13 protein-coding genes are annotated in these 16,972 nt (G+C 53.5%); 4 read left to right on the forward strand and 9 right to left on the reverse strand.

The window, feature by feature from the left end:
• Positions 1–14 precede the first annotated feature (14 nt).
• The 4 genes from Q7J88_RS05070 to Q7J88_RS05085 form a co-directional block, all read right to left on the reverse strand.
• On the reverse strand, positions 15–1,625 hold the full coding sequence (locus Q7J88_RS05070; RefSeq protein WP_303721065.1) for an FAD-dependent oxidoreductase: 1,611 nt from the start codon (positions 1,623–1,625) through the stop codon (positions 15–17).
• A gap of 212 nt (positions 1,626–1,837) precedes the next feature.
• Positions 1,838–4,048: a catalase/peroxidase HPI gene (katG, locus tag Q7J88_RS05075; RefSeq protein WP_303721066.1), complete on the reverse strand. Its 2,211-nt coding sequence runs from the start codon at positions 4,046–4,048 to the stop codon at positions 1,838–1,840.
• 138 nt (positions 4,049–4,186) lie between these two features.
• On the reverse strand, positions 4,187–7,099 hold the full coding sequence (locus tag Q7J88_RS05080; RefSeq protein WP_303721067.1) for an SMC family ATPase: 2,913 nt from the start codon (positions 7,097–7,099) through the stop codon (positions 4,187–4,189).
• Positions 7,099–8,226 (reverse strand): exonuclease SbcCD subunit D, encoded by a 1,128-nt coding sequence (locus Q7J88_RS05085; protein WP_303721068.1) that lies wholly within the window; start codon positions 8,224–8,226, stop codon positions 7,099–7,101. Before Q7J88_RS05085 ends, Q7J88_RS05080 begins: the two co-directional genes overlap by 1 nt.
• 119 nt (positions 8,227–8,345) lie before the next feature.
• Here Q7J88_RS05085 and Q7J88_RS05090 point away from each other — a divergent pair, with 119 nt between their 5' ends.
• The 3 genes from Q7J88_RS05090 to Q7J88_RS05100 all read left to right on the forward strand — a co-directional run bounded on the left by Q7J88_RS05090 (position 8,346) and on the right by Q7J88_RS05100 (position 10,180).
• The gene (locus Q7J88_RS05090; protein WP_303721069.1) at positions 8,346–8,720 is read left to right on the forward strand and encodes a hypothetical protein; all 375 of its coding nucleotides are present in this window, start codon (positions 8,346–8,348) and stop codon (positions 8,718–8,720) included.
• Between the two features lie 93 nt (positions 8,721–8,813).
• The gene (locus Q7J88_RS05095; RefSeq protein ID WP_303721070.1) at positions 8,814–9,254 is read left to right on the forward strand and encodes an SseB family protein; all 441 of its coding nucleotides are present in this window, start codon (positions 8,814–8,816) and stop codon (positions 9,252–9,254) included.
• Positions 9,251–10,180 carry an MBL fold metallo-hydrolase gene (locus Q7J88_RS05100; RefSeq protein WP_303721071.1) on the forward strand — a complete coding sequence of 310 codons (930 nt, stop codon included), beginning with the start codon at positions 9,251–9,253 and terminating at the stop codon, positions 10,178–10,180. The genes Q7J88_RS05095 and Q7J88_RS05100 overlap by 4 nt, the downstream gene beginning before the upstream one ends.
• A 553-nt stretch (positions 10,181–10,733) precedes the next feature.
• On the opposite strand, the gene Q7J88_RS05105 is transcribed toward Q7J88_RS05100, so the two are convergent.
• Positions 10,734–11,465, reverse strand: coding sequence for a uracil-DNA glycosylase family protein (locus Q7J88_RS05105; protein WP_303721072.1), 732 nt, complete (start codon positions 11,463–11,465; stop codon positions 10,734–10,736).
• Positions 11,466–11,515: 50 nt separating this feature from the next.
• Between Q7J88_RS05105 and Q7J88_RS05110 the strand changes: the two genes are divergently transcribed.
• Positions 11,516–12,424 (forward strand): zinc dependent phospholipase C family protein, encoded by a 909-nt coding sequence (locus Q7J88_RS05110; RefSeq protein ID WP_303721073.1) that lies wholly within the window; start codon positions 11,516–11,518, stop codon positions 12,422–12,424.
• Here Q7J88_RS05110 and coaBC read toward each other — a convergent pair.
• From coaBC to Q7J88_RS05130, 4 genes are read right to left on the reverse strand one after another with little or no spacing between them, the layout of a single operon-like run.
• Complete coding sequence (gene coaBC, locus Q7J88_RS05115) at positions 12,411–13,613, reverse strand: bifunctional phosphopantothenoylcysteine decarboxylase/phosphopantothenate--cysteine ligase CoaBC (protein ID WP_303721074.1); 1,203 nt, start codon at positions 13,611–13,613, stop codon at positions 12,411–12,413. The genes Q7J88_RS05110 and coaBC overlap by 14 nt on opposite strands.
• A 13-nt stretch (positions 13,614–13,626) precedes the next feature.
• Entirely contained in the window at positions 13,627–14,247 is a 621-nt protein-coding gene (locus Q7J88_RS05120) for an MBL fold metallo-hydrolase (RefSeq protein ID WP_303721075.1), read from the reverse strand.
• Positions 14,244–15,377, reverse strand: coding sequence for a 3'-5' exoribonuclease YhaM family protein (locus Q7J88_RS05125; protein WP_303721076.1), 1,134 nt, complete (start codon positions 15,375–15,377; stop codon positions 14,244–14,246). The genes Q7J88_RS05120 and Q7J88_RS05125 overlap by 4 nt, the downstream gene beginning before the upstream one ends.
• A 12-nt stretch (positions 15,378–15,389) precedes the next feature.
• Positions 15,390–16,970, reverse strand: a complete 1,581-nt coding sequence (locus Q7J88_RS05130) for an NAD(P)/FAD-dependent oxidoreductase (RefSeq protein WP_303721077.1) — start codon at positions 16,968–16,970, stop codon at positions 15,390–15,392.
• Positions 16,971–16,972 lie beyond the last annotated feature (2 nt).

Below are 16,972 nucleotides of genomic sequence, written 5' to 3' on the forward strand. Positions count from 1 at the left end.
ATTGACAGGAAACGTCACAAAGCAACCGTCAGGCGCTTCTCGATAAGACTTTTTTCCTCGGCAAGGCGCTGAGAACTCCAACGCTTCTCCATACTCATCAATTCCAGCACCCGAGGCACAGCCTGTTGTGCGAGGCGTTGATCGATCAGCGCCAATGGTAAGCGCCGCGCCAGAATGTCGATCGCCCGTTCGGCCAACTCGAATTGGCAGGCATGAATAACTTCCGCCTCCAGACAGGGGAAACCCGTCGCCAGCGGTTGTCCATATCTTTCAGCGGCAAGGTGGGCGATCCGTTCAGCATGGCAACCATAGCTTTGATGCAAATAACGGGCAACCGGCTCGGATAGTGAAAAATTATCAACCAGCAGCCACCAACCGTTCGGCTGCCAGTTCTCTGCCCCGGTTACCGGCAAGGCCTTCGTCTTGCAGTGCCCAGCTATAAAGGATCTGCCCTCCACAACCCGATCAACCAGCTTTTCCGCCATCCGGCGATAACTGGTCCACTTGCCACCAGCGATACTGTAGAGTCCACTCACCGATTCTTCGATGGTAAAATCGCGCAGAATCCGGGCGCTGTCATGCGCCTTCGGATTCTGAACCAGCGGCCGCAATCCAACCCAACTGGCGCTGACATTGGCGCTGCTCGGCGGAGGATCGATCACCTTCTGCAAATGTCGCAGCAGGTAATCGATGTCATCCTGTCTAACTGGTGGATGCTCGCTCAATTCCGCATGCTGGTCAGTAGTCCCGACCATGCAGCGCCCCTGCCAAGGCAGCACAAACAGCACCCGGCCATCTTCCGTTTCACTCAACAACAAACCGGCCTGCGGTGGCGGATAGCTTTCGTCAAGCATAATATGAACCCCGGAGCTGACCAGCAACAACGCTTGAGCGTTGGGATCATCCAGCAGCCGCAATTTATCCACAAAAGGACCGGTAGCATTGACAACGGCTTTGGCCTGCAACGAAAAGCGCTCCCCTGAAATTCGATCCTCAAACACTGCTCCCACCAGTTTTCCCGCAGCTTTCGGCAAATCGACAACCGCCAGATGGTTGGCGATTAACGCGCCATGCTCGGCCGCACTGAGAGCTAGCGCTAGGGCCATCCGGCTATCGTTAAATTGGCCATCATAATAGCGGATGCCGCCTTTCAGATCTTTTTTTTGCAACAACGGGAATTCCTGCAAGGTTTTCGACAGGTTGCTGAAACCGCTCGGCCCCAGGCTGTGCTGACCTGAAAGCCGGTCGTAAAGCTTCAGTCCGAACCAGACATAAGGCAACTGGGTCCAGCGATAGACAGGCGAGATCAAAGGTAACGGATGCGAAAGGTGCGGCGCGTTCCGCAAAAAATAGAACCGTTCGTGCAGCCCTTCCTTGACCAGCTGGTACTGGCCACGATCGAACTGTTTGACCGCCATTTCCAGGTAACGAACCCCGCCGTGTACCAGCTTGCTACTGCGACCGCTGGTTCCTTCGGCAAAGTCGTTCTGCTCCGCCAGCACCACCGAAATCCCCCGACTGGCGGCATCAAGGGCAATCCCGCAACCGGTCGCCCCACCTCCAATGACCAGCAGGTCGCAACCCGGAAGTTGTTTTATTTTTTGCAGGTTTTCGCTACGGTTCATGACAAGAAAGTTGACTCAGGTTGATATATTGCCCTCCAGTATACTCACAGCCATTATGAATCGACAGTAATTTTCTTTCCTATTGGGAAGTAGAAAAGCAGCTGCGAAAAAGGAAGGGTTCAAGAAAAAGGCGGCGTTTCAATTGATTTGAAACGCCACCCAGATCAGTATTTATCGAGCAAGAAAAATCTCCATGATTCTTTTCAGCCCGCTCAGGCAAGATCGAAACGGTCCAGGTTCATCACCTTGTCCCACGCTGCAACAAAATCTTGGATGAACTTCTGCTGCGAATCCGTACAGGCATAAACCTCCGCCAGGGCACGGAGTTGGGAATTCGCGCCGAAGATCAGATCAACGCGGGTCCCGGTCCATTTCAGCTCACCGGTTTTGCGGTCCCGCCCTTCAAAGATGTCGCCATCTTCGGAAGTCGGCTTCCAAGCGGTGTTCATATCAAGCAGGTTGACGAAAAAATCATTGGTGAGCATCTCCGGGCGCACGGTAAAAACACCATGTTTGGACTGTTCAAAGTTGGCGTTCAAAACGCGCATACCGCCTATCAGCACCGCCATCTCCGGCGCAGTCAGGGTCAGTAGCTGAGCCTGGTCGATCAGCAATTCCTCTGCCGAGACGGCATACTTGGCTTTTTGGTAGTTACGGAAGCCGTCAGCCGCCGGTTCGAGAACAGCGAAAGATGCCACATCAGTCTGCTCCAGAGTGGCATCGGTGCGACCCGGCGTAAAGGGGACTCTGACATCATGACCAGCCGCTTTGGCAGCCTGCTCTATTGCGGCGCAGCCGCCGAGAACAATCAGATCAGCGAGCGAGACCTTCTTGCCATCGGCTTGGGCGGCGTTAAATGCCTGTTGAATCTCCTCATAGGTTTTCAGCACCTTAGCCAGCTGCTGCGGCTCGTTCACTTCCCAATCTTGTTGTGGCGCCAGACGGATGCGGGCACCGTTGGCGCCCCCGCGCATGTCGGAACCACGGAAGGTCGATGCAGACGACCAAGCAGTCACTATCAGCTGAGCGATCGATACTCCCGCGGCTAGGATCCTCTCTTTAAGAGCTACAATGTCTTGCTCGTCGATCAGCTTATGATCAACCGACGGAACAGGATCCTGCCAAATCAGGTCTTCTTCCGGAACTTCCGGACCTAGATACCGGGCCTTCGGCCCCATATCTCGATGGGTCAGTTTGAACCAGGCGCGAGCAAAGGCGTCAGCGAAATCCTCGGAATTGGCCAGGTAGTGCCGAGCGATCGGCTCGTAGATTGGATCGAACCGCAGTGAGAGATCCGCGGTGGTCATCATAGGCCGGTGCTTCTTGGTCGGATCGTGGGCATCGACCACCATGTCCTCTTCTTCTACGTCCTTGGCCAACCACTGCCAAGCGCCGGCAGGACTCTTAACCTTTTCCCACTCGTACTTGAACAGCACCTTCAGATAGCCCATATCGAACTGGGTCGGGTTCGGTTTCCAAGCCCCCTCGATTCCACTACTGATCGTGTCGCCCCCGTTACCGCTGCCGTAGCTGCTTATCCATCCAAGCCCCAGCTCTTCTAAACCGGCTGATTCCGGATCGGGGCCGACATGAGAGGGGTCACCGGCACCATGGCATTTGCCGAAGGTGTGCCCACCGGCAACCAGGGCGACAGTCTCTTCGTCGTTCATCGCCATGCGCCCGAAAGTCTCGCGCACGTCATGGCCAGAGGCAACCGGGTCCGGGTTTCCATCCGGACCTTCCGGATTGACATAAATCAAGCCCATCTGCACGGCTGCCAGCGGATTATCCAGATCCCGCTCACCGGAATATCGGCTATCCGGTTTATCACTCGTCGCCAGCCATTCCTTCTCTGAGCCCCAGTAAATATCTTCTTCCGGCTCCCAGATATCCGCACGACCACCACCAAAGCCGAAGGTTTTGAAGCCCATCGACTCCAGCGCGCAGTTGCCGGCAAGAATCATCAAATCGGCCCAGGAGATCTTGCGGCCGTATTTCTGCTTGATCGGCCAGAGCAGACGCCGCGCCTTGTCAAGGTTAACATTGTCCGGCCAGCTGTTGAGGGGAGCGAAACGTTGATTACCGGTCCCGCCTCCGCCGCGCCCGTCCCCCATTCGATAGGTCCCTGCGCTGTGCCAGGCCATGCGGATCATCAGCCCACCGTAGTGACCATAGTCGGCCGGCCACCAGTCCTGTGAGTCGGTCATCAGCTTGTAGAGGTCATCTTTTACCGCGTTAAGGTTGAGGGTCTTGAATTCCTCGGCGTAGTTGAACTCTTTGCCCATCGGGTTGGACTTGGAAGAGTGCTGATGGAGAATATGTAGATTCAGCTGATTCGGCCACCAGTCACGGTTCGAGGTTCCACCACCGGCGATTTGTCTGCTGCTTTTGCCCGTAACCGGACATTTACCACTTTCACCCATAAAGCAACCCCCTATTGATGTAAGTATTAACAACTTTGCTTTTAATGAGTATAGCCGATCAGAGGAAAAAGTCTTAGCGCAGTTAGTAATAATTATTATCTACAAGATGGTCGCAAGCAAAGAAGTAGCGCTCTCAGGTCAACAAGCAGTAATCAAACGAGTCCGGCTACCGAGTCGGTCACTCAACACATCGATACGGAGCGGCAGCTGCTCTTTCAATTCGGCAACATGGGAAATCACACCGATCATACGCCCACTGGACTGCAGATCAATTAGCGTCCGCACCGCCAAATCGAGGGATTCGGGGTCAAGGCTGCCAAAACCTTCATCAATGAACAGAGTGTCGAGACGGATTCCGCCAGCGTACGCCTGAACCACCTCTGACAGGCCGAGTGCAAGGGAGAGCGCCGCCAGAAAGCTTTCCCCACCGGAGAGGGTTGTCACGGAGCGAACCTTTCCCGTGTAAGCATCCTCGACTTCCAACTCGAGCCCGGAGGCCTTATTCCCTTTGGAGCGGTCCTCTTTACGGAGCAGTCGATACCGTCCCTTGCTCATCAAACTGAGTCGCTGGCTTGCCTCGATCAGCACATCTTCGAGTAGCACACTGAGCACAAAACGCTGCAGACTGATCTTGTTGCCGGTCTGACCGTTAGCGACGTCACTTAAGGTACCCACTACGGCATACTGCCGGTCGAGATCCGCTTGCTGGTCAGCTGCATCGGCCAGCTTCTTTGCAGTGGTATCAAGCAGACTGAACCGCTTGTCGAGCCGTTGCCATTCTGCCAAAGCAACGCCACTTTCTTCCTCGACGCGACGCAATTGCTGCTCCAGCGAAACCAAATTGGGAATGTGTTGATCACGCAGAGTCTCCTGCAGTTGCTGTTGGCGGCCTGTGAGCTGCTGTAAAGCAGTTTCATAGCTATCAATCTGCTCTTTCAGCTGCAGAGCATCCCCTTCCGCAAGCAATGCGTCTTTGAACACTTTTTCATCTAAAAATACACTCTCAGCCAAAGCCGAACGACAGGTCGCGAAAGCAGCAGCCTGCTCATCGGCCGATTTCTGGCGCTGCTTTTCTGCTTCTTCTGCCGTCCCTTCTGCTCTTTTTGCCTCCCCCAAGGCTTGTTGCTGTTCCAACGTAGCTTGCTCGATCCGCACTTGCAGCTGTTCGATCTCCTGCTGTATGGCGACCTCCGCCTGCTCCAGAGTTCCGGGCGACCGATATTCCGCGGGGAGTTCCAGCTCAGCTGTGGCGACCTTTGTTTCGGCGTTTAACAACTTCACTTTGAATGACTCAAAATCGTTTTGCAAGGCAACGGCATCGAGAGCCAAGCTCTGCTGTTCTGTCGGCAAGGGGATAGAAAAGCGATTCGCACGTTGCTGCACATCACGATACTGCTCGCTAAAATCGGTCTGCTGTTGCGACAGACCTTCCGGCACATCTCGGCTCATCCGTTCGTATTCCGCCTGTAGCTCACGCAATTTCGCCAACTCAATGGCGTAGTCCTCGCGGGTGGCCAGATACTCATTCTGCGCCTGCTGATAATTGTTGCGTTCCTGTTCCACCTGCCGCTGGCTCGGCAGAAGCGCTTCACTACTTGCCGGGTGGGGATGCTCCCTGCTACCACAGACCGGGCAGGCTTCGCCGTCGACCAATTCGCCCGCCAGGATCGCCGCCTGCCCCTGATGCCACGCAAGTTCAAGGCGTTTGAGCTGCTGTTCGAGCTGCTGGCAACGCTCGTTTAACTCGGCCCCCTGCTGCTTCTTGTTTTCCAAAAGTTTAACCTGCCGAGTGCATTGCCGCTGCAAATCGCCCAATTGCCGACACAGTTGCTGCCGATCAAACAGCTGACGACACTCGACCTGCAATTCGGCAATCGCAACCTGCTGCTGAGCTGCTGTCAATTTGTTGCGCGCTTCGCTAAGTTGCCGGGCACGGCTGTGGTAGCTTGCCAGCTGCGTCTGCTGCTGTTTTTTCAGCTCCAACTCGCTCTGCCACTGTTTCGACGTTGTGAGCTTCTGCTCTGCAACCCGCAAACGTTCTGCGGTTAGCTGTTTCTGCTGCTCCGCAGTTTTGACGTCCGTTACCGCCCTCTGCAACTGCTGTTCGCAGCGCTCGGCATTAAAAAACAGCGGCTGTAATTTGCCAGCCCGTTCCGCCAACTGTAGGCGTTCACGGCAAATATCGACCTCAGCTTTTTGCTTCAGCAAGCGCTGCAAATCCTCTTCAATGGAAGCCAAGCGATCAAAATCCTGCTGCAACCGTCGCCCTTGCTCCAGAGATTTTCCAGCTTCACCGTACCCCTTTTCTTTATCCTCTTTATTCTTTTTAGCCTGTTCGAGCTGTAGTTTGACTTCCTGCAGCTGCCACTTCAAATTTTCCGGTTCTGTTACGTCGGCGGCTTCCAGAATTCCTTGTTGCAGTTTCTGCAGATCATCCCGCTGGCGGCGAATTTCAGCGGATTGTTCCTTAAGACTCTCTTCCAACCGTTTGTAGATACGAGTCTGGAATAGCTGACTGAAGATCTTCTCCCGTTCGGCCGATTCGGCCAGCAGCAGCTGCCTAAATTTTCCCTGCGGCAGCACCATCACCTGTCGAAACTGATCGACGGAAAGCCCGGTCAAATCTTCGATAAAAGCAGTCGCCTCGGTGACTTTACTCGATACCAGCAGTTTCTCCTCACCGCTGCCGAGTTGTTCGTAAAGTTGCGCCTCTGGTGATTGGGTTGTGGTCCCCTCCCCCCGGGCTTTAGGACGCTGTTGTTCGGGAACGCGGCGAATGAGGAACCTCCGGCCGGAAAATTCAAAAGTCAGCAACACTTCGGTCAGCAAGTTCATTTCGGCCAGATCACAGCGCATCTGGCTGCCGTCCCGTTCATCGCCAGTGGTTCTACCGTAAAGGGCAAAACAGATCGCGTCGAGGATGGTAGTTTTCCCGGAACCGGTCGGACCGTTGATCAGAAACAGCGGGTTTTCTCCCAGCCGGGTAAAATCGATCTGCTCTGTTCCGGCAAATGGGCCAAAGGCTGTGATGAACAGTTGCAGCGGACGCATCAGCGCTCCTCCAGATGTAGCCGCTCAAGGCTGGCGGTAACAATTTCGTCCTGCTCGGCGGTCAAGACTTCCCCGCTTACCTGGGTATAGAAATCGCTGAACATCGCCTGTTCCCCTTTCTTCAACCGCTCCCGATTCGCAGTCAGCGGCTCCCCTTGTGTCATCAGTCCCGGCCGTTCGATATGCAGCAGGTTCGGGTAAACCTGGCGCAGTTTGTTCATCAGATCGAGGATGGCATGGGTGTCGCTCAACCGGATCAGCAGATAATCCTCTGCGTGGGGGTCTGTTTTCCCCGCCTGCAGCAACTCTTCCAAGGGCCCTTCCAGAATCCGCATGTCGTGCAAAGGTTGCAGGGGGATTTTCTCGATCCTCGCCAGACCCGTCTCATCCAACTCAACCAGAGTGAGCGATTTTTTCTGCATCTGTTCGGAAAAAGAATATTTAAGCGGCGAACCGGAATAGCGGATCTGTTCGCCCCCTTTGCACTGCGGGCCATGTAGATGGCCGAGGGCCACATAAGCGAAGTCCTGAAAATGCTCCACGGAAACTTGCCCGGCACCGCCAAGGGAGAGCGGTCGCTCCGATTCGGAAACCTCTCCACCGGCCAGGAAGCAGTGCGCAATCGGTACACAGGGTCGTTGTCTGGAGTTATTTGCGCGAACGAGCTGCAGCAGGTGCGCCATCGCCTGGTCATGCGAGCTGACTTCGACATTGTACCGATTACGTACCGTCGGCGGATCGCAATAGGGGATCGGATAAAAGGCGACATCCTGGAGGATGATTGGCTGCGGTTCCTCCCACAACGGGCCGACCACATGCAACCGCCCTGCGGCCATCTGGCGAGCGCCGAAGCCGAGCCGCTCCGGACCGTCATGATTACCGGATATCATGATCATCGGAACCTGCAGTTCATCACAGATCAGGTAGACAACCTCATCGAGTAATTCGACGGCGGTGGCCGGCGGCACCGAACGATCGTAGATATCACCAGCTACGATGACCGCATCGACCTGACGCTCGGCAACAGTTGCGACGATCTGCCGCAACACATGCCGTTGATCCTCGAGCAGGGAGACATTATGGAACTGGCGTCCGAGGTGCCAGTCAGAAGTATGGATAAAACGCATCGAAAGATCCTACGTCTGAAGATTGATTGGCTGCCAAAATAACAACTGAAACAAGTGGCTGCCAAGAGAAAAGACCTGCTGTCACAGCTGCAATTTTCAGAATCGGTTATAATTATTAGATGAGACAGTCAACGTCACAACACAACCCCAGTTTTCTGCTGCTACTGCCGGCAATTCTTTTGCTGCTAAGCGGTTGTATAGGCCTTAACCGCTGGGAATGGCAACATCCGGAAAATTACGGCGATGCAGCGAGGCAACAGGCAATCGCGGAATGTGATCAGATTGCCGGAGAGGAAGTATTTCGCCGAAACTATTTCTATTTCCCCCTTTATCCCAGGTATTACGACAGATATTACGACCACGATCGTCGCCCGTTCTATTGGACGGATGATTACTTTTACCGCACCCAACAAAAGCTTTACGACCGCCAACGTTTTTTCCGGATCTGCATGAAAGCCAAAGGCTGGCACCTGGTCGAAATCCCCAACCAATAACTGCTACGACAACCGGTTCAAAAGCTTTCCTTGCTGAAAAAAACCATCTCCCGTATGATCACGGCGAAATATATCTCCCTGAAAGGTTTCGCAATGACCAAACTTGACGATGCTCTAGCCCTCGGCGTACAAGATCCGAAAGCCCAACCGCTCTATTACGATCTGTTCCTCAACTCGTTGTTCTTTGTGCCGATTATCGAAGAAGAAGAAAAACAAGAAAAACAGAAGAGCGAAGAAGGGGACGAAGGCGCCCTGCCGCTGTTGGTGCAGGCAAATGGCAAAGAGTATCTGATGCTGTTCGACACCATCAAGCGCCTGACCGAATGGGCGGACGAAAAGGTCAAGTATGTCGCCCTGCCGGGCCATGCCGTTACAGAGATGTCATTGCCCAATCTCTACTGGGCAATGAATTACGGCACCGAACACCAAAAAATGTTCGAACCGAAAGAGATTGCCTGGCTTAAGGATATCGTCCGTCAGGCCAAGGAAAATGAACCCGAGGAGAAAGCACAACCACAGAGTGAAAAAAAATGATCCGCGACAGATTAACCTGCATCGATCTGGATCAGCCATCCCTAGAGGGTTTTCGCAAATTTATCAGCTGCTGGCTGTACCAGGACCAAGACCAGAACCTGACCTTTGTCGTCGATCCGGGCCCCTTGTCGACCATCCCCAAACTGCTCGCTGAGCTGCGGGCCCAGCAGGTCAAAAAGCTTGACTACATCCTGCTTACCCATATTCACATTGACCACGCCGGGGGAACCGGCGAGTTGCTGAAGTTTTATCCGCAAGCGAAAGTGATCTGCCACCCACAGGGAATCAAACATCTGATTGAACCGGAAAAACTGTGGCAGGGTTCACAGAAAGTACTCGGTAAATTGGCCGAAGCATATGGAGAGATCATTCCGATCCCGGAAGAGAGCATCGCTTTTGAGGAAAAAATCGATTCGACCGGTATCCGTTGTTTTCTGACTCCGGGACACGCGCAACACCATTGCTGCTATCTGATCGAAGATTTGCTGTTCGGCGGCGAGGTGGCCGGTGTTCACTCGCCGGTTGCCGAAGGGATCTATATGCGCCCAGCAACACCACCGAAATTCATCCTCGAAATCGCCCTCGCCTCAGTCCAGAAAATGATCGACCTTAAGCCACGCTATTTGATTATCGCCCATTACGGCTTGGTCGAACCGGCTGAAGACTACCTGAAAATTGGCCAGCGGCAGTTAAAGTTATGGGTAAAAGGTATCACAGAACTTTTTGTATCTGAAAGAGAACTAGAGATCGAGAAATTCCTTCAATGGTTGCTGGAGAACGATCCGAACTTTCAAAACATCGCCCAACTTGATGATGATATCCGTGCACGGGAAAACTATTTTCTCAGCAATTCCTTCCGCGGTATGAGCGAATTCGTTACTGCCTTGTCGGATGAAAAACGGCTTGAGCTGCGCAAGCTCGACTGATAGTAACTGATATGGATCTGACAACGATCAAGACAAGGCTTGTAGCAAAGCAGTTGGCAGCACTCCATCTCGGCCCGTCCCTGTGCTTTTGCACCTTGCTATAAAAAGCGCAGAGTTTTATAGTTTTAAGTGTGTGAAGAGCCATTAATTCTTAAACAATAAGAGCGTAATGGGTCTTTGTTGTGCGTATCCGATCCGCCAACATACCGGCTCCGGCGAAGAAGTTCACCACCCCCAGTATCTCCCCAGCAGCCGAAAAAAACAGACCTCAGCCAGCTGAAGCCAGGGACAGCTCTAGAAGAAGCAGCGGTCCGCAAGTTATAGATGCTGAATATGTCTAATTTTATACCCATAGCGCCACTCTGTATAATCAGGAGCGCTCAAGCTTGGATAATACGCTGGAACCGGAAAAAAAGTAACGCTGAGACCGCAAGCTTAGGCAACACAGATACAGCTGCTGCGCTCGGGAAATATCAGCTCAAAAGATATGACGCTCCGCTCCCCGGCAGCAATATCAATATCTTCGCTTAAAGACCCTATCTGAGACTTTTTTTCATTCTCCCGCAACAGGATGTTTCAAACGCTCCAGCACCTGTTTCATATCTTCCCAGACCTCACGTTTGCCAGCCGGATTACGTAACAGATAGGCGGGGTGATAGGTCGGCATCAATGGAATCCCCTGGTATTCACGCCAGTAACCGCGTAACCGACCGATCGGCTCCTTGGTTTGCAACAAGGCCTGTGCGGCAAAGCGCCCCAATGCAATGATCAGGCGAGGCTTTATGGCAGCCAGCTGCAACTTCAGAAACTGCTCACAGGCAGCTATTTCTTCTGGCTGCGGGTCTCGATTGCTGGGTGGCCGGCATTTGATCACGTTGCAGATATAAACATCCTGCCGGGTCAGCTTCATGGCAAACAGAATCCGGTCGAGCAGGCGGCCAGCTTCACCAACAAATGGAAAACCTTTCTCATCCTCCTCCCGCCCCGGGGCTTCGCCAACCAGCACCAGTTCCGCCTGAGGATTACCGACCCCGAAAACGATATTCTGCCGTTTCTCACATAACCCGCATAACTTGCACCCCTGCAAGCGAGAGGAAAGCTCTTCCAGTGATTCGACCCTACATTCAGCCGGCTGCTTGGCCATCGACCCCGGAAAGGGACAGATCGGGAGATCTTCCTCAAGCACCGGCGCGACGGTTTTGAATCCCCAATCCTGCAAATCCTCTAAAACTGCGCGACCTTGCGAGATAACTTCACAACTTTCGTGATATAATTTGTCAGGCATACGTTAAAAACCTATTTATTCCTTATTGTTACCAGGTTTCAAGGAACGCCATGCGCCTTGTTGTTTTACTTGTAATTTTCTGTTTTTTCCCACTGGATGCCTTCGCCTGGGGAGTCGGTGTACATCTGAGCCTCGGTTCTTTTGTTCTGAAGGCTCCCGACTTGCTGCCGGCATCGCTACAGGCCCTGCTTACCGCTCAGCCGATGGCCTTTCTGTACGGCTGTGTCGCTGCCGACATCACCCTTGGGAAAAAATTCACTCATTACCTCGAGCACTGCCACAACTGGCGGGTCGGCATAAAGATTCTCGAACACGCCAAGCAGGAAGGGGATGAAACGGAAGCCTGCGCCTACGGCTACCTGGCCCATCTGGCAGCCGACACAATCGCTCACAATTACTACGTGCCGCTAAAGCTTTCCACCACCTTCAACACCGTCCTGCACAACCATGCCTACTGGGAAATACGCGCTGAGTTCGGCATCGCCGATGATGTGTGGAACCTGGCGGAAGAGCTATCCAAACGCGACAACAGCCATCTTGACCAGATGCTCAGCCGGGTAGTCTCGAAAACCATTTTTTCCTTCGGCACCAACAAGCAGTTGTTCAATTCGATGATGCTGGTCAGCCGCCTACAGCGCTGGCACAAGGTGTTGAAGACCATGGCCAGTCACTCCAAATATCAGCTCAACGACACAGAGCATAGCGAATATCTGCTGCTCGGCGTGGAAGCGATCACAAGTATTCTCAGTGATGAAAGCAGCCCTTACTGGAATGCTGACCCAACCGGCGACCGTGCCTTAACCGCAGCAAAGCTGATCCGTAAAAACCTGAACCTACTCTGGCTGGACGGCAAACTGCGTCAGGAAGATGCCGAACTGATTCTTGCCGAACTGAAAAACCGCTTTAAAGTAGGGATCACCGACCCGGACGAGTTGCTGCCGCTGTTTACTGTCGTTTAGCCTGCCATAGCTCTGCGACCTGATCGAGCAGCCGATTGGCAACCTGCTCCTTCCTCATCAGATCAAGTTCCTCAACCTTTCCGTCGGCAAAAAGAAAACGGACCAGGTTGGTGTCGACATCGAACCCGGCGCCTTCCGCGGTGACATCATTGGCGACGATCATATCCAGTCCCTTCTTTTGCAGTTTTTCCGTCGCATGCACCAACAGGCTTTCCGTTTCCGCAGCGAAGCCGACCAGTACCTGTTCCTGTTTCCGGGTGCCAAGTTCGGAGAGAATGTCCGGATTCTTTTCCAGTTCGATCGTCATTTCATCGGCCGTTTTTTTGATCTTGTTCTCTCCCCGCCGCGCCGGGCGATAATCGGCAACCGCTGCGGCTTTGATCACTACGTCAGACTCGGCAAAACACTCCAGCACAGCAGCCCGCATCTGTTCAGCAGAGCGGACCGGAACAACCTCGACCCCATAAGGGGTTTGCAAGCTGGTCGGCCCGGAGACCAAGGTTACGGAAGCACCACGGGCAGCGGCGGCAGCCGCCACGGCATATCCCATTTTGCCTGACGAATAGTTGGTCAGATAACGGATTGGATCTAGTTCTTCGCGGGTCGGCCCGGCGGTCACCAGCACACGACAGCCAGAAAGATCCTTTGCCGTCAGCATCGCATCTGCGGCGGCAAAGATCAGCTCAGGTTCAGGCAACTTCCCTTTCCCCAGCCAACCGCAAGCCAGTTCCCCTGTCGCCGGTTCCATCACCTGATAACCGGCCTCTGCCAGCTTTTTTTCATTCTGCTGATAAAGCGGGTTTTCATACATGTTGCTGTTCATTGCCGGGACCACCAGCACTGGGGCCTTGGTTGCCATGACGCTGGTGCTCAGCAGGTCATCCGCCAGCCCGTTGGCGATCTTGCCAATCAGATTGGCGGTCGCCGGCGCCAGAATAAACAAATCGGCCCGATCAGCTAGGGAGATATGACCGATTTCCTGTTCCTGATAAAGGTTAAACAGTTCGGTGTGAACCGGATTCCCCGAGAGAGTCTGAAAGGTGAGCGGAGTTACAAATTCCTGAGCATTTTTGCTCATCACCACATGCACCGTCGCACCAGCTTTGGTCAGCAAGCGCAACAGTTCAACCGCCTTATACACGGCGATACCGCCACTGACTCCCAGGATGACTGTTTTATTTTCCAACATCCGACCTACCCCATCAAGTCAAGAAGGGATTGTAAAGCTTCTCCCGCCCAATGGTCGTTGCCGGACCATGACCGGGATGCGCGACAGTTGCATCGGGCAACGGCAGCAAATGTGCCTGAATACTTTCAATCAGTTGCTGATGATTTCCCCCCGGCAGGTCGGTGCGACCGATCGAGCCGGCAAACAGGGTGTCCCCGACGATCACCTGGTCTTCGATCAGTAGACAGATTCCTCCCGGCGAGTGCCCGGGAGTATGCAGAACCTTGAATACCAGCTCCCCCACGGTAATCATCTCGCCTCCTACCAAAAGCCGATTTGGCTCCGGGGAAAGTTTCGTCGGCAGGCCATAGACAGCCGCATGCTGCGCAGCCATAGCGAGCAGGTCTTTATCCTTTTCGTGCAGCAACAATTCCGCCCCGGTCGCTTCGATCAATTGACGATTCCCGCCGACATGGTCGAAATGCCCGTGCGTATTGATGATCAACTGCACCTGCAGGTTGAGCTTTTTCACCAGTGCCAGAATCTGCTCGACGTCGCCGCCCGGATCGACAACAACCGCTTTGCGCGTCGTTTCACAACCAACAATGTAACAGTTGACCTGTAACGGCCCGGTCGGCAAGCTTTCTAAAATCATGAATTATTTCCTTTATCGGTAAACGCCGCAAACAGGTCGAGATTTTTGTCTTTCAACTGCTCTCCCAGGGTCGCCCCCAACGGCTTGTCATAACGTTTTTTCTCCGGCCGATTCCGCTCTTTGCCTCGCTGTTCAACAGGCTCGCGAGGTCTTTCCTCAGGGGGTTCCGCCTGCAGCAACGGTTGCTCTCCCTTGTAAAAATAACGATCGTACAGTCGATGGTATGAAGTCCAGTTACCATCCCGGTTCGGCTCTTTTTCGATATGAGTCTGGATACCGTTGATCTTTGAATCGATGTCATCGATAAAGCTTAAAATCACCGCCTCAATAAACTTCGGTCGTTTCGGTGAACCGAACTCGTACTGCCCATGATGCGACAGCAGCAGATGCTTCAACAAGACCGCCAGTTGCGGTGGAAAACCAGCAATCTGACGAACATGTTCCTCGATCATCTGGACACCGATGATGATATGGCCGAGCAACTTCCCTTCATCGGTATAGTCAAAGGAACGCTGATAGGAAAGCTCCTCGACCTTGCCGACATCATGCAGCAGCGCCCCAGCAATCAGCAGATCCCGATTGACCTGCGGGTAACGCTTGGCCATATCGGACGCTAAAGCGGCGACCGCAAGAGAGTGCTCCAAAAGACCTCCAAGATACACATGATGCATCCCCTTGGCCGCTGGCGCGAGACTGTACCGATGGTAGAATTCTTGATCATCAAAGAAGGAACGCAACAGCCCATCAATATGGGGATCTACAAGAGTCATCAGCAAATTTTCCAGTTCCCTGCGCATCTCCTGCTGATCGCGAGATGAAACCGGCAGAAAATCAGCCAAATCGACAACCGAATCGTCTATTTTCCGCAGATCCTGCACGACGATCTGCATCTTCCCCAGATAAACGCTCGCCTTGGCAACAACCTGAACGAAATCATCCTTTTCGAAACAACTGGACAGCTGGTCGACGCGATCCCAGATCCGCCCTTCAACTTCACCGGTTCGGTCCATCAGCTTCAACGTCATATAAGGTTTGCCGTTCTTGGCCATCGCGGTGATTTTGTCCCGCACCAGAAAGATCGACTCCAGTTGATCACGTTCTCGAATTTGCTCGACATATATCTGCTTCAAAACATCCTCTTTTCAGACTACCTGTTTTTCTAGGATCGCGTTGGCGACTTTCAGGCCATCGACCGCAGCGCTCATAATACCTCCAGCATAACCTGCGCCTTCGCCTGCCGGATAGAGCCCGGGATGACTCTGGGACTCAAACCCGGCAGTGCGCAGAATCCTCAGCGGCGCCGAAGTTCGAGTCTCCACACCGATCAAAGTTGCGTCTTCGCAGATGAACCCTTTCATCTGACGATCAAAATACGGCAACGCACTTCGCAGTTCGCTGCTGACAAATTCCGGCAAGCATGCGTTCAGGTCGGCGGCTTGAACCGATGGTTGGCAGGAGGAATGCAGCTGTCCTCCTTCACCGTACAAAAATTCACACAACGGCTGCGCTGGCGCACTCCAGTCGCCACCGGCAATTGTAAACGCACACTGCTCCCAGTTGCGTTGAAAACGCACCCCCGCCATGGGGTCGGCGGCACCAAAATCATCCGTGCAGACTGAAACCACCAGCGCACTGTTCGACATTTCCGCATTACGCTGAAAATTGCTCATCCCATTGACTACAATGCCACCAGTTTCCGAAGCCGCGTTCACCACCACACCGCCTGGACACATGCAGAAAGAGTAAACGCCGCGGCCAGTCTGTTTGTTGTTCCAAGTCAAACTGTATTCTGCGGCAGGTAACTGCGGATGTCTCTTCATACCGTACTGAATACTGTTAATCAACTCAAGAGGGTGTTCAACCCGCAAACCTACTGCAAACGGTTTTTGTTCCATCATCACCTGTTCATCAGCTAGCATTTGGTACGTGTCGCGGGCACTGTGTCCGAGGGCCAGAATGATATGTTCGGTTTCCAGCAGTTCGCCGCCATTAAACTCCGCTGCGTTGGTTCGATGTTGTTCACGACGAATACCGGTGAGCTTGGTGGAGAATCTGATCACCACCCCTATTCGTTGCAGATACTGGCGAAAATTCACCAACACAGCCCGTAACCGATCAGAACCCACATGCGGCTTCGCCTGCCAGAGAATCTCCTCCGGCGCGCCGAAACGGACCAGCGTTTCGAGCACCATTCTGGTCAAAGGATGGTTCAGCCGGCTGGTCAGCTTGCCGTCGGAAAAGGTTCCGGCCCCCCCTTCGCCAAACTGGATGTTACTTTCCGGCTCAAACTGTCGCAGCTGCTGGAAACGTTGTACATCCAACAACCGTTCGGGTACCGGTTTCCCCCGCTCGACCAGAACTACTTCAGCACCAGATTCTGCCAACTGTAAAGCGGCAAACAGTCCAGCTGGGCCCATTCCAACGACTAAAACCTTGATCGGCTTCTGTAACCGGATTGATTTCTTTGGGACCGTTTTTGCAACTTCGCATAGGTTTTTGTTTTCGCTGTTATTTGCCAGCACAGCAGCCGGGTCATTTAGTGTGAAATCGACCGTATAGACCCTGAGCACGTTCGGTTTACGCCGAGCATCTATCCCTTTACGTAAAATCTGCCACGAACGGATCGACTGGGGGGAGATATTGAGAATTTCCGAAATCTTGTTCGGCAGTTCCTCTTCCTTTTCACCGAGACGAAGCGGAACCTCACGTAAGCGGAGAATCATGT

The sequence above is a fragment of the Malonomonas rubra genome (genome assembly GCF_003247215.1).
Lineage (GTDB): Bacteria > Desulfobacterota > Desulfuromonadia > Desulfuromonadales > Geopsychrobacteraceae > Malonomonas > Malonomonas rubra_A.